Source organism: Clostridium sp. (assembly GCF_050717635.1).
Classification (GTDB): Bacteria; Bacillota; Clostridia; order Clostridiales; family Clostridiaceae; genus Clostridium_AD.
Genome location: NZ_JBOITO010000013.1, coordinates 320,323 through 341,200, shown reverse-complemented (window position 1 = coordinate 341,200; position 20,878 = coordinate 320,323). Strand labels below are relative to the sequence as shown.

21 protein-coding genes, 5 tRNA genes and 2 other annotated features are annotated in these 20,878 nt (G+C 31.8%); of the genes, 3 read left to right on the top strand and 23 right to left on the bottom strand.

The genetic code is table 11. The features are described from left to right. Positions 1–20 precede the first annotated feature (20 nt). The 8 genes from pheS to ytxC form a co-directional block, all read right to left on the bottom strand. Positions 21–1,040 carry a phenylalanine--tRNA ligase subunit alpha gene (pheS, locus tag ACREWB_RS07575; protein WP_431546851.1) on the bottom strand — a complete coding sequence of 340 codons (1,020 nt, stop codon included), beginning with the start codon at positions 1,038–1,040 and terminating at the stop codon, positions 21–23. Between the two features lie 76 nt (positions 1,041–1,116). Beyond that, positions 1,117–1,330 (bottom strand) — a binding site (T-box leader). A gap of 49 nt (positions 1,331–1,379) precedes the next feature. Continuing rightward, entirely contained in the window at positions 1,380–2,171 is a 792-nt protein-coding gene (locus tag ACREWB_RS07570; protein ID WP_431546850.1) for a TrmH family RNA methyltransferase, read from the bottom strand. 12 nt (positions 2,172–2,183) lie between these two features. Continuing rightward, complete coding sequence (locus ACREWB_RS07565) at positions 2,184–2,843, bottom strand: potassium channel family protein (RefSeq protein WP_431546849.1); 660 nt, start codon at positions 2,841–2,843, stop codon at positions 2,184–2,186. An 11-nt stretch (positions 2,844–2,854) separates the two neighbouring features. Next, complete coding sequence (locus ACREWB_RS07560) at positions 2,855–4,204, bottom strand: TrkH family potassium uptake protein (protein ID WP_431547162.1); 1,350 nt, start codon at positions 4,202–4,204, stop codon at positions 2,855–2,857. Positions 4,205–4,331: 127 nt separating this feature from the next. After that, positions 4,332–4,691 (bottom strand): 50S ribosomal protein L20, encoded by a 360-nt coding sequence (gene rplT, locus ACREWB_RS07555; RefSeq protein WP_291643554.1) that lies wholly within the window; start codon positions 4,689–4,691, stop codon positions 4,332–4,334. A gap of 27 nt (positions 4,692–4,718) precedes the next feature. After that, entirely contained in the window at positions 4,719–4,916 is a 198-nt protein-coding gene (rpmI, locus tag ACREWB_RS07550; RefSeq protein WP_291643553.1) for a 50S ribosomal protein L35, read from the bottom strand. Between the two features lie 20 nt (positions 4,917–4,936). Continuing rightward, positions 4,937–5,464 (bottom strand): translation initiation factor IF-3, encoded by a 528-nt coding sequence (gene infC / locus ACREWB_RS07545; protein WP_431546848.1) that lies wholly within the window; start codon positions 5,462–5,464, stop codon positions 4,937–4,939. Between the two features lie 33 nt (positions 5,465–5,497). After that, positions 5,498–5,607 (bottom strand) — a sequence feature (ribosomal protein L20 leader region). Positions 5,608–5,723: 116 nt separating this feature from the next. Beyond that, entirely contained in the window at positions 5,724–6,626 is a 903-nt protein-coding gene (gene ytxC / locus ACREWB_RS07540; RefSeq protein WP_431546847.1) for a putative sporulation protein YtxC, read from the bottom strand. A 153-nt stretch (positions 6,627–6,779) separates the two neighbouring features. Between ytxC and ACREWB_RS07535 the strand changes: the two genes are divergently transcribed. Next, on the top strand, positions 6,780–7,475 hold the full coding sequence (locus ACREWB_RS07535) for a DUF6873 family GME fold protein (protein WP_431546846.1): 696 nt from the start codon (positions 6,780–6,782) through the stop codon (positions 7,473–7,475). Positions 7,476–7,486: 11 nt separating this feature from the next. Here the strand turns inward: ACREWB_RS07535 and ACREWB_RS07530 are convergent, their stop codons facing one another. The 14 genes from ACREWB_RS07530 to ACREWB_RS07465 form a co-directional block, all read right to left on the bottom strand. Further along, positions 7,487–7,837 carry a hypothetical protein gene (locus ACREWB_RS07530; RefSeq protein WP_431546845.1) on the bottom strand — a complete coding sequence of 117 codons (351 nt, stop codon included), beginning with the start codon at positions 7,835–7,837 and terminating at the stop codon, positions 7,487–7,489. Positions 7,838–7,962: 125 nt separating this feature from the next. Next, positions 7,963–8,037: transfer RNA gene (locus ACREWB_RS07525), tRNA-Cys, on the bottom strand. Between the two features lie 13 nt (positions 8,038–8,050). Further along, a tRNA-Gly gene (locus tag ACREWB_RS07520) sits at positions 8,051–8,125 on the bottom strand. A 6-nt stretch (positions 8,126–8,131) separates the two neighbouring features. After that, positions 8,132–8,207 (bottom strand) — tRNA-Phe (locus ACREWB_RS07515). Positions 8,208–8,221: 14 nt separating this feature from the next. Further along, positions 8,222–8,298 (bottom strand) — tRNA-Asp (locus ACREWB_RS07510). Between the two features lie 5 nt (positions 8,299–8,303). Continuing rightward, positions 8,304–8,379 (bottom strand) — tRNA-Val (locus tag ACREWB_RS07505). 286 nt (positions 8,380–8,665) lie between these two features. Next, entirely contained in the window at positions 8,666–9,544 is an 879-nt protein-coding gene (gene hslO, locus ACREWB_RS07500; RefSeq protein WP_431546844.1) for an Hsp33 family molecular chaperone HslO, read from the bottom strand. Between the two features lie 14 nt (positions 9,545–9,558). Then, positions 9,559–10,314 (bottom strand): class I SAM-dependent DNA methyltransferase, encoded by a 756-nt coding sequence (locus ACREWB_RS07495; protein WP_431546843.1) that lies wholly within the window; start codon positions 10,312–10,314, stop codon positions 9,559–9,561. A gap of 175 nt (positions 10,315–10,489) precedes the next feature. After that, on the bottom strand, positions 10,490–10,729 hold the full coding sequence (locus ACREWB_RS07490; protein WP_431546842.1) for an alpha/beta-type small acid-soluble spore protein: 240 nt from the start codon (positions 10,727–10,729) through the stop codon (positions 10,490–10,492). Positions 10,730–10,929: 200 nt separating this feature from the next. Then, positions 10,930–11,922: an ABC transporter ATP-binding protein gene (locus ACREWB_RS07485; protein ID WP_431546841.1), complete on the bottom strand. Its 993-nt coding sequence runs from the start codon at positions 11,920–11,922 to the stop codon at positions 10,930–10,932. 1 nt (position 11,923) lies between these two features. Further along, positions 11,924–12,976: an ABC transporter ATP-binding protein gene (locus ACREWB_RS07480; protein ID WP_431546840.1), complete on the bottom strand. Its 1,053-nt coding sequence runs from the start codon at positions 12,974–12,976 to the stop codon at positions 11,924–11,926. 12 nt (positions 12,977–12,988) lie between these two features. Further along, positions 12,989–14,272: an ABC transporter permease gene (locus ACREWB_RS07475; RefSeq protein WP_431546839.1), complete on the bottom strand. Its 1,284-nt coding sequence runs from the start codon at positions 14,270–14,272 to the stop codon at positions 12,989–12,991. A gap of 4 nt (positions 14,273–14,276) precedes the next feature. Further along, a complete protein-coding gene (locus ACREWB_RS07470; protein WP_431546838.1) occupies positions 14,277–15,206 on the bottom strand; it encodes an ABC transporter permease in 930 nt (309 codons plus the stop codon). Between the two features lie 120 nt (positions 15,207–15,326). Then, the gene (locus ACREWB_RS07465) at positions 15,327–17,156 is read right to left on the bottom strand and encodes a peptide ABC transporter substrate-binding protein (protein ID WP_431546837.1); all 1,830 of its coding nucleotides are present in this window, start codon (positions 17,154–17,156) and stop codon (positions 15,327–15,329) included. A gap of 761 nt (positions 17,157–17,917) precedes the next feature. Here ACREWB_RS07465 and dapA point away from each other — a divergent pair. Together dapA and dapB are read left to right on the top strand one after the other, a co-directional pair. Beyond that, on the top strand, positions 17,918–18,814 hold the full coding sequence (gene dapA / locus ACREWB_RS07460) for a 4-hydroxy-tetrahydrodipicolinate synthase (RefSeq protein WP_431546836.1): 897 nt from the start codon (positions 17,918–17,920) through the stop codon (positions 18,812–18,814). Then, on the top strand, positions 18,811–19,560 hold the full coding sequence (dapB, locus tag ACREWB_RS07455; RefSeq protein WP_431546835.1) for a 4-hydroxy-tetrahydrodipicolinate reductase: 750 nt from the start codon (positions 18,811–18,813) through the stop codon (positions 19,558–19,560). The genes dapA and dapB overlap by 4 nt, the downstream gene beginning before the upstream one ends. 55 nt (positions 19,561–19,615) lie before the next feature. Here the strand turns inward: dapB and ACREWB_RS07450 are convergent, their stop codons facing one another. Then, positions 19,616–20,764, bottom strand: coding sequence for a pyridoxal phosphate-dependent aminotransferase (locus tag ACREWB_RS07450; protein ID WP_431546834.1), 1,149 nt, complete (start codon positions 20,762–20,764; stop codon positions 19,616–19,618). Between the last annotated feature and the right edge of the window lie 114 nt (positions 20,765–20,878).

The following is a 20,878-nucleotide window of genomic DNA, read 5'->3' as shown; positions in this document are numbered from 1 at the left end:
TCCTCCTAGCAATTAATATTTTAGAATTGTTTTAAAAATCTCATATCACTTTCATAAAGTGCTCTAATGTCATCTATTCCGTATTTTAACATTGTAATTCTATCTAGTCCAAACCCGAATGCAAACCCGCTATAAACTTCTGGATCAATCCCACAATTTCTTAGAACCTGTGGATGAACCATTCCACAACCCAAAAGCTCTATCCAGCCGCTACCACTACAAACTTTGCAACCTTCACCTTTACACACAAAGCAAGTTGCATCCATTTCTGCTGATGGTTCTGTGAATGGGAAATGGTGTGGTCTAAACTTCATTTCCATTTTATCTCCAAACATTTTTTTCGTAAATAATTCTAGAGTTCCCTTTAAATCAGCAAAAGTAATACCCTTATCCACTACAAGTCCTTCAATTTGATAAAAAATTGGTGAATGAGTAGCATCTAGTGCGTCTGAACGATACACCTTACCAGGAGAAATCATTTTTATAGGTGGCTTCTGTAGTTCCATAGTTCTTATTTGTACTGGTGAAGTTTGTGTTCTTAAAACTACGCTATCATTTATGTAAAAAGTATCTTGTTCTCCTCTTGCAGGATGGTCCTTAGGTATATTTAAAGCCTCAAAATTATAGTAATCCTTTTCTACCTCAGGCCCCTCTTCAATAACGAATCCCATAGATAAAAATATTTCATTTACTTTTTCGAGAGTTAATTCTAATGGATGTCTTTTACCTACAGTTTGTTTTTTCCCCGGCATAGATATGTCTATCACTTCGTCTTTTAGCTTTGTTTCTCTTTCAATATTTTTTAAATCATCTGTGGCTTTAGTTATAAGAGTTTCTATATCCTCCCTAACTTCGTTTGCAAGTTTACCAATAATTGGTCTCTCTTCACTTGATAACTTACCCATTCCTCTTAATATTTGTGTTAATTCTCCTTTTTTACCTAAATACTTAACTCTGATATTCTCTATTTCCGTTTTAATAGCAGCTACTTTTAATTCTTTTAAAGCTGCAGCTTTTATAATTTTTAATTTTTCCTGCATGATGAATGCCCCTTTCATATTTATGTAATTTTTAGATTCTGTACTTTTTTATAAAACAAAAAAAATCCACCCCTTATAAAGGGACGGAATATCCGCGTTACCACCCTAATTGACTGGAAACCAGTCCTCTTAGATAAAATTATCGATTCTACCCGCTAACAGTTACTTTGTTTCACTGTTAGAACTCCGGAGTGAACTTCAATATAAAAACTTTTTAAGTAAGCTCTCAGTCAAAGGCTTCTTATCCCTGTACCAATTTTTATATCTACTATCTCCATCACAGTTTATTATTTATGAAAGTATATCAAATATTATAACCGTAACCAGTAAAGATTTCAACTATAAATTAAAATTGTTTTTTTGTCTCACTACTTCATAAATCATAATTGACGCTGCCACAGCTGCATTTAGTGACTCTGCCCCGCCAGGCATAGGAATTTTTATTTTAAGATCAGATAAGTTGTATACTTCCTGGCTTATTCCATTTCCTTCATTTCCAACTGATATAATAACTTTTCCACTTAAATCTATATCGTAGAAATTTTTATCGCATTCCAGTGAACTAGTAACTAATTTAAAGCCAACATCTCTAAGTTTTTTTACTGTTGATAAATCACTATCATAAATAACAGGCATTTTAAAAATAGATCCCATTGTAGCTCTTAGTGTTTTTTCATTATAAATATCAACTGTCCCTTTTGTAATTATAACTCCAAGTGCTCCTGCTGCGTGGGCAGTTCTAATTATAGTCCCCATATTTCCAGGGTCTTGAATTTTATCAGCCAGCACATAAAATCCATTGTCATATTTAATCTCTACTGATTTATTTCTAACTGTAGCAATAATACCTTGAGGATTCTCTGTATCACAAATACACTTAAATAAGCTATCACTAACGCTAAAAACTTTAGTGTTTTTCTGTATCTTCTTTTTCACAGCGGAGTTTTCATATTTAAACTCACCACTAGCACTTATGAAAATTTGAACTACTTCAAAATTGGAATCTAATGCCTCTTCCGCAAACCTAAATCCCTCAACTAAAAACATATTATTATCTTTTCTATATTTTTTTTCTTTTAATCTCTTAATCTCTTTGATTGTTGAATTATCCTTACTACCAATATACTCCAAATTGAATACCCCTTATTTAATTAGATTTTCTAATTTATTTAGTTCTTCAATATTACCTATTGCCACTATAACATCACCTATTTCAATAATATTATCAGCTGAGGGAGAAATGTCAATATCATCATTTCTTTTTATAGCCATTACATTTATGCCATACCTGGCTCTTATATTAAGTTCTCTAAGTGTCTTATTATGCCATTCCTCAGGGCTAACAACTTCAGCTATACTATAATCTGGAGATAATTCTATATAATCTAATATATTGGATGACACTAAATTATGAGCAACTCGTACACCCATATCTCGCTCTGGGAAAACTACTCTATCTGCACCTATTTTATATAATACCTTAGCATGTAACTCATTCGTTGCCTTGGTAATTACATATTTCACTCCCAGTTCCTTAACTAGAAGCGTTGCTAAAATACTAGCTTGAATATTCGAACCTATACTAATAACCGCACAATCAAAATTACGAATACCAAGTGCTCTTAAACTATTTTCATCATTTGCATCAACTTGAACTGCATGAGTCACGCTATCTGATATGTTTTGAACTGTTTCTTCATCAAAGTCAACTGCTAATACATCATTTCCCGAAGCATATAATGTCTCCGCAACAGACGTTCCAAATCTTCCAAGACCAATAACAATAAACTGCCTTTTACTCATTAACTACACCCCTATCCAATTAGAATTTTTCCTTCAGGATATTTTATATTTCCAGATTTATATTTTCTATTAGCTAATGCAAGTATTATAGTAAGTGGCCCTACTCTCCCTGCATACATGGTAATGCATATTATTATCTTCCCTACAAATGATAACTCTGTAGTTAAACCTAAGCTTAACCCTACCGTAGCAAATGCTGAAGTAGCTTCATAAAGTAAATGTTCAAAGGGAACACTTCGCTGCTCTGTTATAGATAATACCATGGTAACTACTATAACAAGTGTTAGAGAAATAGCAACTATTGCAAAAGCTTTATATACAAGATGTTTATTTATTCGCCTTTTAAATATTTCAGTATCCTCACGTCCGCGGGCCACAGACACTACTGTCATAAGGAGAACCACCACCGTAGCAGTTTTTATTCCACCAGCCGTAGAACCTGGAGATCCACCAATAAACATTAAAATCATTGTTAGGAATTTCCCTGCTGTAGTCATATCAGCCGTTGATATAGAATTAAATCCAGCTGTTCTTGGCGTGATAGCTGCAAAAATAGAAGATAAAAATTTGCCTTTTATAGACATCCCTTGCATAGTGGATGGGTTACCCATCTCAAAAAGATACATAAATATTGCTCCTCCAACAATTAGCCCTAAAGTCATATAAATAACTACTTTAGAGTGAAGTGAGAGCCTTTTAATTGACGTGCTGTTATAGATTTCTACCCATACGTAAAATCCTAGCCCACCTACCACTACTAAAGCTGACACTGTAAGTATGATTACAGCATTATTAGCATAACCAGTAAGGCTATTAAAGTTTCCCATCAAATCAAACCCAGCATTACAAAAAGCAGAGATTGCATGGAATACACTATAATAAATTCCTTTTGCTATACCAAACTCAGGAATAAATTGAGTAGAGAATAGCACTGCACCTGTTATCTCAACAGAAAGTGTAAATAACAATATGTATTTAGCCATTTTTACTATGCCTTGTAACGAATTTGAATTCATAGCTTCCTGCATTACTAGCCTTTCCTTTAAGGTTATTCTTTTTCCTAAAACCAAAAAAACCAGTGTAGTAACAGACATAAATCCAAGCCCGCCTATTTCTATAAGTGACATTATCACTGTTTTACCAAAATAGGACCAGTATGTTCCCGTATCTACAATTACTAGACCCGTAACACATACAGAAGACGTAGACGTAAATATACAATCTATAAGTGGTGTAGATTCACCGCTTACAGATGCTATAGGTAAGCTTAAAAGTATTGCACCTATAAATATTATAGCAGCAAAACCTATTGCAAGAATCTGAACTGGGGTATAGATGTTTTTCCTTTTAAGAACTTTAATAGTTGAAGCCAAATTAATCACCTCTAAATTTTACCAATAGTGGTATATTGCTATATTATATCACTTACCCTGTTTTTGTCAAAATGCAAGAAAAAATGTAGCCTAAAGGCTACATTTATAAATGTTTTTAAGCTTGTAATTGTTTTTTTGCAACTTCTACTAATTCAGCAAAAGCTTTTGGATCATTTATTGCAATTTCAGAAAGCATCTTTCTGTTAATATTTATGCCTGCAAGTTTCATTCCATTCATAAATCTTGAATATGAAAGATCACTTAATCTAGAAGCTGCATTGATTCTAGCTATCCAAAGTTTTCTAAAATCTCTTTTCTTTAATTTTCTTCCAATATAAGCATTTCTGAGTCCTCTCATTACTGCTTCATTAGCTGTTTTAAATAACTTACTTCTTCCACCATAGTAGCCTTTTGCAAGTTTTAATACTTTTTTATGATTTTTACGAGAGTTAACTGCTCTCTTAATTCTTGCCATTTATAATACCTCCTAAGCACCATTCAATTATAAGTATGGTAACAATTTCTTCATTGCTTTTATTTGAGTTGTTGAAACATATGTTGTTTTTCTAAGATTTCTTTTTCTTTTAGGACTTTTCTTTGTTAATATATGACTTGTAAAAGCTTTCGCTCTTTTAAGCTTTCCTGTTCCTGTTTTCTTAAATCTTTTTGCTGCGCCTCTATGTGTTTTCATTTTAGGCATGATAAAATTCCTCCTTTCGGTTATGCTCTTTTAGGAGCTAATATCATTATCATATTTCTTCCCTCTTGCCTGGCTGGTTTCTCAACAATATAAATATCACCGAGTTTTTCTACAAAAGAGCTCAATATCTTATGTCCTACTTTTGAATTTTCAATTTCTCTTCCTCTAAATCTTACTGTTATTTTTACCTTATCTTCATCCAATAAGAATTTTTTGGCATTGCTAGCCTTAATTGCGATATCATGGTCTTCTATTGTTGCACTCAATCGTATTTCTTTAAGATTAACAACCTTTTGTTTCTTTTTAGCTTCTTTTTCTTTTTTCTGTTGTTCATAAATAAACTTACCATAATCCATTATTCTACATACTGGTGGTTTTGCTGTAGGGGACATCATAACTAAGTCTAGGTCCTTTTCTTCAGCAAGATGTAGAGCATCTTTGGTATTCAATATACCTAATGCGGATCCATCAGCTCCTATAACTCTTATTTCTCTATCCCTTATATCTTCATTCATCATGAAATCTTTGTTTTTACTAATAGTTTTCACCTCCTAAGTCTTTTAAAAAAATTATAACTATCTAAATAAATAAAAGGACGGCATGTGCCGTCCTAATAGTAACAGTTTTAAATTACTAATTAACCTGACTAGCATAACTGTTAGGTGAGAAACGGCTGTTTCTTCTTGTGATACAGAATTTTATTATATTAAATTATTTTTTATATCTTCGTTCACAACAATTCATATTATACTATTTTAATGTTTGCTTGTCAATACTATTTTGTTTATTATAAATATAAAAATTTTACTACCAACCCATCGTTCCTTTTTTTATATTTTCACAGGCAGAACACTTATCACAATAATAGACTCTGTTCACAAAAACCTTATTTATAGTTTGTATTAACTCTTTATTTTTACAATGATCTACACAATGTATAATTATTTTTTTAGGAGCGTTGGTTATTATGGTGCTAATTATAAGTTCTTCTTGATTTTCTTCCGAATCAAATTTAACCCCAGGTAGCTCCATAATCATATTTTCCATTAAATCATTTCCTTCTATATCTCTTAAGTAATACTCCCCATTTTTTCCAATTATAATATTAACTTCATCTACCTTGCTCTCTTGAACTTCTACAAAGTATTTTAAAAGGTTTATAAACTCATCATATTCTTTTTCTATCATATACTCTTCTACAACTTTATCAACTACACACTCTAAATCCAATCTTAGTGCTTTTGCCCTAAAGGTTAAGAATCCCCTTATATTAATCTCATTATTTTCTTCTATGCAATTAGTTATTTTATCAATAACAATATTTTTTCTATTCATATAATATACCATACTAGGACCAGATATAGACCCTTCACTAAGAAGTGCTTCCAAAATTTTAGGTTCAAGTTGATTTATTTCATCATGGCCCAGAAAAAAATACGTTTCAGTTAAAAAACTACCCAATCCGCTTTTACAAAATTCCCTTACTACTATTTTGTATAACATATTTGCAACATGCAAATTAAATGTTTTGATACTACTACGACTTAAGTTATCATCACTACAAAAGAATTTTATAAAGTGAGTATTTTCTACTATACACTCCGATATACCTATAATTACTTTTTTATTTTCAAAACACTTTTTAATGTCTTTAATTTCATCCATAATGCATTCCATACTGCTATTATATACAACAGTTAATAAAAGCATCTAGCACACTCCTTTCTTATAAGATAGTATGTGTGTAATACTTGCGTATATGCAAAATAGATATAACAATTATCGACATATTGCAAAGTGCAGTAGTTTCATGATATAAAGTATAAAGTAGGTTTTATTATTTTTTTTAAAAGGAGTGCGGTAATGAAAAATGTTATTGTTGATTTCAGAATCCATAATGAAGAAAAACTACATTTAATTTCACTAGGATATAACGTACTAATTTGCCCTCCTAGCAATCTCTTATACGAAGCCATATGTGGTCACCCTGATATGCTCATTCACATTGTTAAAAACAATATTATAGTGCATAAAGATATGGATGAAAATTTTATACAAACCTTAGAATCATTAAATTATAATATTTATAAAACAAATGCATCACTTCAAAACAAATATCCATGCGATGTACTTCTTAATTCACTATCTATAAGTAACCTTTTTATTCACTCAATTAATTTAACCGATACTAATCTTTTGTCACTTCTAAAAGATAAAAAATTAATAAATGTAAATCAAGGTTATACAAAGTGTTCTACTTGTGTAGTCACAGATCGTGCAGTTATAACTAGCGACATTTCTATTGCCAATGCATTAACTTTCGAAAAAATAGATGTACTATTAATCCCCCCTGGCGATATTATACTTCCAGGTATTGACTATGGTTTTATAGGTGGTGCAACCGGGCTTATCGAAACTAACGTGTTGGCTTTTTATGGTCACTTAGATCACTATTTGTATCGAAAAGAGGTATTGAGTTTTTTAAAAAAACACAAGGTAGAACCTGTGTTCTTAAGAAATGGAAAACTAATCGATAGAGGAAGTATTTTTAGAGTCTGAGTTTTTCTTACTTAATGTGATAATTCTTTTTCTTTACTGCTTGTTAATAATTCACTATATATAAATATAATGATAATTACTAAACTTAATATAATAAAACTAAAAGACAGAATTTTATTCTCTATAAAATTCGCTATAATAGGCATTGCTAAGAGCGAATAGATTGTGATTAAAGGGTATGCTAATTTTATAAGTTTTCGAGTTTTCACGAATTCAGACATACTAATAATAACTAATAGTATTATAATTATTGGTACCATCATTGTTGGTAATTCAATTTTCATTATCATCATTATAAATCCAGCCAAACCACTGATAAATAAAAGTATTTCTAATATTATTGTTATTGATTTCATTTTCATAAATATCATCTCCATACTAAATCATTATTTAATTCATATGATGAAATAACTAACTTTATGATTACAAAATAAAAAAGTAGCCTAACTACTTAAATATCAATAGTTAGGCTACTTTTCTTTTACTTTGGAGGCGCCACCCGGATTTGAACCGGGGAATAAAGGTTTTGCAGACCTTGACCTTACCGCTTGGCTATAGCGCCATTATTTAAATTGTGGAGCGGGAGACGAGATTCGAACTCGCGACGTTCACCTTGGCAAGGTGACGCTCTACCACTGAGCCACCCCCGCAACATTTGGTGGCTAGACCAGGAATCGAACCAGGGACACGAGGATTTTCAGTCCTCTGCTCTACCGACTGAGCTATCCAGCCTTATAAATTTTAAATGGCGACCCAGAACGGACTCGAACCGTCGACCTCCGCCGTGACAGGGCGGCACTCTAACCAACTGAGCCACTGGGCCATATGTGGTGGGAACAACAGGGTTCGAACCTGTGACCCTCTGCTTGTAAGGCAGATGCTCTCCCAGCTGAGCTATGCTCCCACATATCTTCATCAGACTTTTACAGTTTACATTATTTCATAAAACTTGTCAACACTTTTATTACTTAAGTGTTTTTTTATTTAAATGTTTACTTTTTATCCAATGAGCACATTACTATATTATAAAACTTTGTTAGAGTTGTCAATAGCAAATAATAGTGATATTCACAGCCATTTACCTTATGCTTCACAATTAGAACATTTACTCTACTTTACATCGTTTTTAAAAATTTGGTAATATACTCATATATTGAGTAGTTTCCTTGAAAAAGCTTTACTATTATTTATTAATTTACACTTTTTAATAATTTCCCAATAACTTCATGATTAAATTCATAATTCTTATTACAAAAATGGCATTTAATTTCTTCTGTTTTACCATCATTATATAATTCTTCTAAATCCACTTTGCCTATACTTATTAATGCCCTTTCAACTCTTTCTCTACAACAATCGCATTTATACATAGGCACAATTTCTTCATGTATTTTAAGCTGCATATCTTCAAAAATAAATTCTAAAATCTCTTCAATACTCATCCCTTTAGATATAAACTCTGTTATAGAAGGAACCTCTTCAAGTCTATAAGTTATTATATCAGCTAAAAATTCATCAGCACCAGGCATCATCTGAATTATAAACCCACCTGAAGCTTTGATGCTCATGTCTGTATCTACTAAAACTCCAAGTCCCACAGCTGAAGGGGTTTGCTCTGAAACAGTGAAGTAATAAGCTAAATCATCTCCAATTTCACCTGTGCTAATAGGTACTTGCCCTACATATGGTTCCTTTAGCCCTAAATCTCTTATTACGCTTAAGTAACCGTCAACACCTACCGCACCACTTACGTCTAGTTTCCCCTTACTATTAGCAGGTAAATCTATATTGGGGTTTCCTATATATCCTTTTACGGTTGAATCTGCATGGGCTGTTACAAGCACTCCTTTAGCCTCTCCTCCACCATTAATCTGAAGCGTTAAACTATCACTCTTGGACTTTAACATAGTTCCCATAAGAACACCTGCTGTAAGCATCCTTCCTAGTGCAGCCGCTGCTGTTGGAGCACACTTTTGCATTGTAACTCCCTCATTTACTAAATCCGTAGTTATGGCTGCAATTATCCTAACTTGACCTTCCTTAGCTGTAGCTCTCACTAATTTATCCATATATATGCCCCCTATTAATCATTTTTATTTTTTAGCTTCTTTAGCACATAACATATTCGCTCTGTATCCCTTTCCACTACCTTCTCTTCATAGTTATCTAGTTTTTTTAGCACTTTAAATCCTATTTCCTTTAAAACATTTTCTATATATTCTTCACTATAAGCTCTTTCTGCATGATGCTCATCAAATCGTCTATATACTTGTCCCTCTTTTACAAAAAATATCAAATTCATATCTACTATGTCATTTTCTAAATAATTTTCCCACATGTACACTACATCGTCTGAATCATAATTATAAGTATTATTACCAAGCACGCTTGTAAGTTTATAATAAGAATTTATGTCAAAAATAAATAAGCCATCATCTTTTAATAAATCATAAACACCTAATAAATATTTTTTAAAATTTTCTTCTTCTAATATATAGTTACTAGAATCCAAACAACAAGTTATGAGATTAAATGTATTATTCAAATTAAGAAGACAAATATCTTGGCATATAAATTTTGCTTTTATACCTATCTCTCTCATTTTTTGCTCTGCTTCACTTAACATATCAGAAGATAAATCCACTGCCCATATATTCTTAAATTCACTTGCAATTTCTACAGTAAGATTTCCTGTACCACAGGCTAAATCTAAATAACTATCATATTCGATATTATGTTCACTGCAAATACTCATTATATTTAAAGCCCATGATTTATAATCAATATCAGAATTAATTAATTTATCATATATATGAGCGAACTCTCTATAACAATCCATACAAACATTTCTCCTTTTTTAGACATTTCCTTTCTAAAACTAAAAGGTTCTCCTTTTAGAACTAAAAGGAGAACCTTTTAGAACTATAATGGTATATAATATTTTAACCTATACATAAGCTATTGTCCAAATTATTTTATATAAATCTTTTGTGAAATATTCCACAAAAACTATTTTAAAAGTCTTCGTTTTTAGGAAGATTTATTATTTTCTTTCTTTTTGTCATTAACCCCCCAACTCTACCAGTTTCCTCTGCTGTCAGTCCACTCCAACCATAAGCCTCTATTTTATCTGTTAATCCTAATTCTTCGGCTATTTCATATTTTAAGGTTTCACGCATAGTCTCATTTTTAGTTAGCTGTTTATTTGTTTTTAATTTAGCTTTTATAATTTTTTTTAAAGGTGTTTTACCCATGATATCCCTCCAAATTGTAATATATATTATTTTAAAGTTTTAATATTATCTAATATTTTTTACAATTAGGAGTTATTTTATTCATAATAAAAAAAGAAAAGTATACAATACTTTTCTTACAAAAAAAATATAGTGGGGTAATATTTATTACCCCACTAATGAATTCATTGCTGCTGTTTAACATTTTAGAATAGTAAAAGTTATTTTTTTAAGTTTAACTTATTATCATATAAATGACACGCAACAAAATGTTCTGGTTCTATCTCTATCATCTCAGGCTTAACCTCTCTACACATATCCATAGCCTTATTACATCTATCAACAAATTTACATCCATTAGGAGGGTTTATAGGACTAGGAACATCACCTTCAAGCATTATCCTTTGTCTAGTCTTTTCAAGCACTGGATCTGGCCTTGGAATAGATGATAACAGTGCCTGAGTATAAGGATGGAATGGTTTTTCATATAACTCATTACTTTTAGCAACTTCTGCAAGTGCTCCAAGATACATTACGCATACTCTATCTGAAATATATCTAACCATTGAAAGGTCATGAGCAATAAACAAAAATGTTAACCCATATTTTTCTTGTAGCTCTTGAAGTAAATTAACTACTTGAGCTTGAACAGAAACATCTAAAGCTGATATAGGTTCATCACATACTATAAAATCAGGATCTACTGCAAGGGCACGAGCTATTCCTATTCTCTGCCTCTGTCCACCACTAAATTCATGAGGAAATCTATTTGCATGTTCCTTATTAAGTCCAACCAAACTTAATAATTCATCAATTCTTTGCTTTCTTTCTTTTCCGTAACTAAGCTTATGAATGTCAATACCTTCTGCAACAATATCAGATACAAGCATTCTAGGATTTAAAGAAGCATAGGGATCTTGAAAAATCATTTGTGCACGTCTATTATATTGTTTTAAATCTTTCCCCTTTAGCTTATGCACAGATTTGCCTTCAAACTCCACAGTACCTCCTGTAGCCTCATAAATTCTTAAAATAGTACGTCCACATGTTGATTTTCCACAACCTGATTCTCCTACAAGACCTAGTGTTTCACCCTTATAAATATCAAAGCTTATATCATCAACAGCTTTTAAATATTGATTTTTCCCAACATAAAAGTATTTTTTTAAGTTTCTTACACTAAGAAGTATTTCTTTTTTATCCAGTTCAGCCATTTTAATTGTCACCTCTTTTTTCAATAGATTCTATTGGTCCTTTAAAAATAATAGGAGCTTCTACCTTAGGTGCATCAGGATGACTTAACCAACAAGCAGACCCATGCCCCTCGCTAATAATAAAACTAGGAGGCATTTTTTCTCTACAAATTTTCATTGAAAATTCACATCTATCTGCAAATGGGCATCCAATTGGAGGCGCAAATAAATCTGGGGGTGTACCTTCTATTGAAGATAATTTATTACCAGCCTTAACAACATCTACTCTTGGTACTGAACTTAAAAGTCCCCAAGTATATGGATGTTTTGGGTTATAATATAATTCTTCAGTATCTGCATATTCTACGATTTTCCCTCCATACATAACTACTACTCTTTTTGAAATATTAGCAACAACTCCCAAATCGTGAGTAATCATTATAATAGAAGTATTTATAGTTTTTTGTAAATCCTTCATAAGCTCAAGTATTTGAGCTTGAATTGTAACATCCAAAGCAGTTGTAGGTTCATCAGCGATAAGAAGCTTAGGATTACATACGAGTGCTATTGCAATCATAGCACGCTGACGCATTCCACCAGAAAATTGATGTGGGTATTCGTTTACTCGTCGTTCTGCATTTGGTATTTGAACAAGTTTTAACATATCAATGACCTTTTTATCCGCTTCGGCTTTGGTAATATCGCTTTTATGACTCTTAAGTCCTTCTAATATTTGCTTTCCGATGGTCATAGTAGGATTAAGAGAAGTCATTGGGTCCTGAAATATCATACCTATCTCTTTACCTCTAATCTTCCTCATTTCCTTATCGGACTTAGTAACTATATCTTCACCATTAAAAATAATCTTACCGTTTTTAAAACGTGCAGGTGGTTCTGGGTTTAGCCTCATTATAGATTTTGCAGTTACAGATTTTCCACAACCAGATTCTCCAACAATAGCTAAAGTCTCTCCTTCAAATAAGTCAAAGGAAACGCCACGAACTGCTTGAACCTCACCTGCATAAGTATCAAAAGAAACTTGCAAATTTTCAACTTCTAATATTTTCTTTTTCATGTGTGTAACCTCCTATTTCCTTAATTTAGGATCAAGTGAATCCCTTAGACCATCACCAAGTATATTAAATGCAAGCATAATTAAACAAAGTACAGCTGCTGGTATTATAAGTAAATGTGGGTATTGATAAAAAATCTTTGCTCCATCATTAACTAGAACTCCGAGTGATGCATATGGTGCTGGTACACCCAGCCCGATGAAACTTAAAAATGCTTCTGCAAAAATCATTCTTGGAATCATCATAGTCATATTAACTATTATTGGTCCCATACAATTTGGTATCAAATGCTTAAAAATAACTCTCCTTGCATTTGCACCTAATGTTTGTGATGCAAGGACATATTCACTGTGTTTTAATCTTAAAACTTCTCCACGAACCAAAACTGCGGTTGACATCCAACCTGTACATGCAAGCACAATAGTAATGGTAACAATACCTGGCGTCATTATAATGGATAATAACATTATATATAGCAAAGACGGGATAACCATAAGAATTTCAAGAATTCTCATCATTATGTTATCAGACATTCCACCAATATACCCAGATATCCCTCCATATACAACTCCAAATAACCCTGTAAACAGCACTGATGTTACTGCAATAAGGAAAGAAACCCTTGTGCCTTCCCATAACCTAGTCCATAAATCACGGCCAAGGTCATCAGTTCCAAGCCAATATTTGCTGTTGAATTTCTTATCACCACTTGTTTCTATAACTAAACTACTGAAACTTTTTTTGAAAGTTACCCCTCTAAAATCAGGGTCTTCTTTTAATAATTTTTCACCTTCAATATTCAATTTATCTACAATTGAATCCCAATCATCTTCTTTTGTTGTTGTTATCTCTAACTTAAACTCTTTTTTGTCTCCTTGGTAAGATGATTCAGATTCATCCCCAACAATAAAACCTAACTTTCCACCTTCTTCTTTAAGTTTAGCACTAGTAAATTTCAATTTAGTCTTTCTAAGGTTAGGTCTATACCTGTTATACTCAAATACAGAATTGGAAGATAATTTTAAACTTCTCTGATTTGAAAGGATAAAGGTTTGATCTTTTAAACTTAATACTTGCCTTCTATAATTATGTCCATATAGTTGTTTTGAAATTATTGGACCAACCAATGCCAAAACAATTAATAAAACTAAAACCCAAAAGGATATTATAGATGGTTTACTCTTTTTTAATCTTCTATATGAATCTTGTAAATAAGACATACTAGGGCGTTTTATGCTCTGCGCAGCTTCGAGGTTTTTACCAACAAGTTCGAATTGCTCCTTTTCCATTTTGTCCATTTAACTATTCGCCCCCTTTTTTCGATACTCTAAGTCTTGGATCTATTAATCCATATAATATATCAACCATAAGAAGGGAAAATATTATTAGTAAGGCATAGAACATTGTTATGCCCATGGTCATAGAGTAATCCTGATCTACAATAGTAGATACAAAATATTCGCCAAGTCCTGCAACAGCAAAAACCTTTTCAATAACAATAGATCCAGTTATGATAGCTGCAAACAATGGTCCAAGTATCGAAATAACAGGCATAATAGCATTTCGAATTACGTGACCCCATATAATTTTAGTAGTTGTGAGACCTTTGGATTTTGCAGTCTGTATATAATCTTGACCAAGTACTTCAAGAGTAGTTGAACGCATTAATCTAGCTACAAAAGCTAAAGTACCAAGTCCCAAAGCAAATGATGGCAATATCATTGAAAGTGGACTACTAGTTACGGTAACCGGAAGCCAACCTAAAACCACGCCAAAATAGTAAGCAAGCAGTGGACCCATAACAATGCTTGGAACAGATACCCCTACAATTGCTATAAAGATTACAATATAATCCGCCGCTTTCTGATGTTTGAGAGCTGCAATAACCCCTAAAAGCAGTCCGAAAAATGACGAGTACAACATAGCCCTCCAACCCAAAGCAAGCGACTTTGGAAAACTATTTTTTATTACTTGAACTACTGGACGATTAAGATATTTATAAGATAGTCCAAGATCTCCATGAACTAAGTTATTCATATATTTAACATATTGCTGAGAAACAGGCAAATCTAATCCGTATTTTTGTAATAAAGCTTGTCTTAATTCCGGCTTCATCTTTGGATTATGAAAAGGATCTCCTGGCAACGCTTTCATTAGCGCAAAAGTTATAGTTGCTATGCAAAACATTGTTATAATTGCAAAAAATATTCTTTTAATAATAAATCTAACCATCCTTTTACCTCCTTTATGTAGAAAAATACAAATTTCTTCAATTGCCTATTTACATAAGGAAGGGTATACGTTAAACACATATACCCACTCCCTTATTTTTAATTGATAATATTACTTAAGTTATTTTGCGTTTTTTGCTGCCATATCTACATTAGCCCAATAGAAATCTACACTTGGACCTGCGCCTCTAGTAACAACGTCAGTTAAGTAATTTTTAAAAGTATAATGAGCTATTCTGAAATATTTTGGTACAATAACCATTTCATCCATTAACATTTTTTCAGCATCATATAAGTAACCCATTCTAATTTTTGGATCTGCTTCATTCTTAGCATCTTGAATTAATTTATCATATGCTGGACTATTATACTTACCATGATTATTTCCATTAGTGGATTCAAATAGATCTAAGTATGTCATTGGATCCATATAATCAGGTCCCCAACCACTAGAGCAAATACCAAAGTCTCCAGTTTTAAGTCTAGATAATTTGTCACCCCAAGCAACTGGTACAAGTTTAACATCGATTCCAATAGCTTTTAAATCTGATTGTAATTTTTCACCTTGTTTTTTAGAGATATCTGACTGATCTATTAAAACATCTTGTATTGGTAATTTTTCAAGTTTTAATTCTTTAAGTCCTAGTGCTAAAGCTTCTTTAGCCTTATCTACTTGATGATCTTCAATTAAAGCTTTGGTATTTTCCTCACGGAAGGACTTTTCAAGACCAGGGAAGAAATTTGGAATTAATGAAAATGCTGCACCATCTCCTATTGTGATACTTTCTACTAAACCCTTACGATCTTGTGCTAAAGATATAGCTTTTCTTACATTAACATTTTCTGTTACTGCATTGTTAAATAAGTTAAACTCAAGATAAAATACACTATAATCAGGCTTATCAATTAAATCTTGTAGTTTATTTTGATCAAGCACTGCTTTATCTTGAAAATCCTTCAAGTCATTAGCTTGAATTGCGGAACCGTCTAAAGCTCCTGTCTTTAAAAGATTTGTTCTTGTAGCAACATCATTAACAACTTTAAGTTTGATTGTATCAATTTTTACATTATCCTTATTCCAATAATTAGGATTTTTTTCTAATATAAAGCTGTCTTTATGCTTCCATTCTGTAATTTTCCATGCTCCATTACTGTTTAATCCTGTAGTTTCAAGAGCGTAGTCACTTTTATGAGCTTCATAAAAAGCTTGATTTACAGGTGCAAAAACAAAATTAGCAGTTAATCCTACAAAATATGGTGTTACTTTTGAAAGTTTAATCTCAATACTTCCATCTTTCTCAGCAATTCCAACCTTTGACCATAAATCTGCTTTCTTTGTATCATATGCTGTCATCATATCTGCTGGCATTTTTTTAAATGCATCACCAACCGTAGAACTCAACGCTGCTTTCTTATCTTTATCTTTCTCAGCATCGCGTTCTTCAACTAAAGCTTTAAATTTTGAATCTTTTTCAGCATAGTAAGATTCAGCAGTAAAACTTGCATAGTCTGCTGCTCCTTCAATGTAATCAGTCAGCAAAAATCCATATTGACTGTTTCCATCAAGTGCAAGCTTCCATCCAAAGAAGAAATCCTTAGCTGTAACCTGTGTTCCGTCAAGCCATTTTGCATTTTTGTTAAGTTCAAAAGTATAAGTATTAGTTGCTTCATCTAAAGTCCATGTTGATGCAACTCCAGGTTCATATTTACCTTCTTCTTTACCAAAACGAACTAAACTTTCCATATACATATTTGCAATTTGGAAGTCGATTTGTCCCGTCATCTGTTGTGGATCCAAAGTTTCAGGTTCATCTGAAGAATAATAATTTAAAACCTGTGGTACGTTGTCTTCTTTCTTTACCTCATCTGTTTTTTTGTTGCATCCAGCAAGTACAGTCGTGGATACAAGCATAGCTACTACCAAAGACGCCAATAATTTTTTCTTTTTCATTTTACATAATCCCCCTCTGTTTAGTCAATATAACCAATTGTTTCCTTGATATATCTAAATCACAAGAAAATAAATTTTTATTTATCTCCTGTAAATTTATTCTGATAATAGAAAAAGCTTATGGATCGTATGTATTAATTATCATCTGTCTGAATCATGCATTGCTTATGCTTGCAATTGTACAAATTATTAATCTTATTTTTTTTTATATTATCATAAATATTTTTAGTTGTCAATGAATTCAATCACTTTACATAATTATAGCATGATTTTCAATCACTAATTCAGTCACTTACAAACTTCCAGTATAATTATTTTTTTGAAAAAAATTTTATATAGATGATACAATATAAATAGGTTTTATCATTCGTATCAAGGTATATCAGCATAAATTTCATATAATGCTACAATAGTGGTAGTCTTTAAAATATAGTATCAACTAAGAATTAATCATCTTATTAATTCATATTCAATAATATTTTGAATATTACCTTGCAAAATTTTATTTTTATGAATCGGATTATTTTTTTAAAAGTATATAAATTTTCACTTAAGGGCTATATAATATAATAAAGAAAAACATTTAGTGGTGTCGTGATAATATGAGTATTCTTTTAATGTATTATTCATTAACATAAAAAAATGTTTCACTAATCCTAATATCAATTAATAAATATATAGTAATAATATAAAAAATAGTTTATAGAGAATAACTATTAATACCTGTTATTCATTCTATATAACTACCTGGAGGTAATATTATGCATATTTTCAAAGGTTCTGGTGTTGCAATAGTCACTCCATTTAATGAGAGGGGAGTAAATTTTGAAAAACTGGAAGAATTAATAGAATGGCACATTAATTCCAAGACAGATGCTATTATAGTATGTGGCACTACGGGAGAAGCTTCTACTATGTCGGATCAAGAAAAAAAAGAAACTATAAAATTTGTAGTTGATGTGGTTAATAAAAGAATTCCAGTAATTGCCGGCACTGGAAGTAACGATACTGCCGCCACAATAAATATGAGTAAATGGGCAGAAAAAATAGGTGTGGATGGACTTCTTGTAATTACACCTTACTACAATAAAACTACTCAGAAAGGCTTAGTTCAACATTTTACTGCAATTGCTAGTAATGTATCTTCACCAATAATAATATATAATGTTCCTTCAAGAACAGGTCTTAATATTAATCCATCCACACTTCTAAAATTGTGCGCAATTCAAAATATTGTAGCAATTAAAGAAGCAAGCGGTAATATAAGTCAAATAGTACAAATCAAGGCATTGTGTGGTGACAACTTAGATATCTATTCTGGTAATGATGACCAAGTTATACCTATTCTTTCCTTGGGAGCTATGGGAGTTATATCTGTTACTGCAAATATAATTCCAACGGACATTCATAACATGTGTGAATTATATTTCCAGGGTAATCATGAAGAGGCGCTAAAAATTCAGCTTAAGTCTCTAGCTCTTAATAATTCATTGTTCATAGAAACTAATCCTATACCAGTAAAAACAGCTATGAATCTTATGGGTATGGAAGTAGGTCCTTTAAGGCTACCATTATGCGAAATGGAAGAAACAAATTTACAGATTCTAAAAAAAGAATTAACAGCTTATAATATTCCTTTAAAGGAGGACATCAAATGATTAAAATGCTTCTAAATGGGTGCAACGGCAAAATGGGTAAAATTATTTCTGAACTAGCTTCTTCTTCCTCAACTATTTCAGTTATTGCTGGTGTTGATAAAAATTCATCAAATTTAAACTATCCATGCTATAACAATATAAATGATTGTAATAATGATGTAGATGTTATTTTAGATTTTTCAAGACCAGAGGCTTTAGATTCACTATGTAAATATTCTAAAGAAAAGAATATTCCTATCGTTTTCTGCACTACTGGTTATACAGAAGAAGATTTATCCAAAATTAATTCTCTTAGTAGTGAAGTTGCAGTTTTTCACTCTGCAAATATGTCTATAGGTATAAATATCGTTAACAATATACTCAAAACGATTAGTAATACGCTTTATAAGGATTTTGACATTGAGATAATTGAAAAACATCACAATCAAAAGGTAGATTCACCTAGTGGAACCGCTCTACTTCTTGCAAATACAATTAAAAATTCTATTAAAGATGAAACTGTCTTCGTCAAAGGACGCGATGGCATAGGCAAGAGAGATCATAAGGAAATAGGAATTCATGCTATAAGAGGTGGAAATATTATTGGCGATCACGAAATCATATTTGCCGGCAAAGGAGAATGTATTGAAATTGTGCATACTGCAATATCAAGAGAAGTTTTTGCAGTAGGTGCACTTAAAGCCTGTGAATATATATACAAAAAACAGAGTGGCTTATACAGTATGGATGATGTAGTTAATATGTAACCTTTTTAAAGAAAATCAACCTCTAGAGTACAAAGTACTTTGAAGGTTGATTTTTTTATTCTAAAGTTTTAAGCCATTTTTCCATTCTATCTAAACCTTCCTTTAACATTTCTAAACTGTAAGAATATGAAATTCTAATAAAGCCCTCTCCTCCGAGTCCAAAAGCTGACCCAGGCACCACAGCAACCTTACCTTCATTTAATAGTCTATCGCAAAACTCTTCACTTTTCATAGAATATTTCACTATAGAAGGAAATATATAAAAGGCACCCCTAGGCCTTGTTACATCCAAACCCATTTCATTCAATCTTTTATAAACATATTCACTCCGCTTTTCAAATTCAACTTTCATATTATTTACATCGTTCATACATGAGATTAGCCCCTCATATGCACCCCATTGAGATATTGAAGGTGCACAAGAAACATTATACTGATGCACTTTGATTATATTATCCATAATATATGTACTAGCACAAACATATCCTATCCTAAGACCCGTCATGGAAAATATTTTAGAAAATCCTCCTACCAAAATCACTCTATCTCGAAGTTCATTAATTTGAGCTAAAGAATAGTATTTTTCATAACACAAGGAACTATATATCTCATCGCTTATTATATAAATATTTTTTTCTTTTAAAATTTGAAAAAGTTTATCTCGCCCTTTGCAGGATAATGCAGCACCGGTAGGATTAGAAGGATATGACACCACTAAAAGTTTAGGATTTTCTTCATTAATAATTTTATTTAATTCATCAAAATTAATAGTAAAATCGCTATTAAGGTTATAATTAACTACATCTGCTCCGAAAAGCTTCACACAACTCTCGTAAGCTGGATAAGCTGGCGACGGCACCAGAACTTTATCTCCAAAGTTTAAAAAGGCTGCAAATGCACTTAGTAGTGCCTCACTTCCACCAACAGTAACAACTATCTCATCAGCTGAGTAATCAATACCAGTGCCACATAAGAACTTAGAAATCTCATTTCTCAATTCATAAATACCCGCATTTGAAGTGTACTCCGTTTTATTTTCATTAATAGCTGAGATCATAGCCTTTTTAATATTTTTTGGCACAGGAAAATCAGGTTGACCAAGAGTCAGTGAAATTGCTCCTGGAACCATTGTAACTTTATTGAAAAATTTTCTAATTCCTGAAACTTCCACATTACACACATTATTCGAAAATATATTATTCATAATTACCATCCTTTACTTAAGCTTTTAAATTATTAACATTTTACTATAAAAACAGATAAAAATCAGTAATTTTCAAGCTTTTGTAAAGAAAAATAATATTTATGTTTAAAAAAT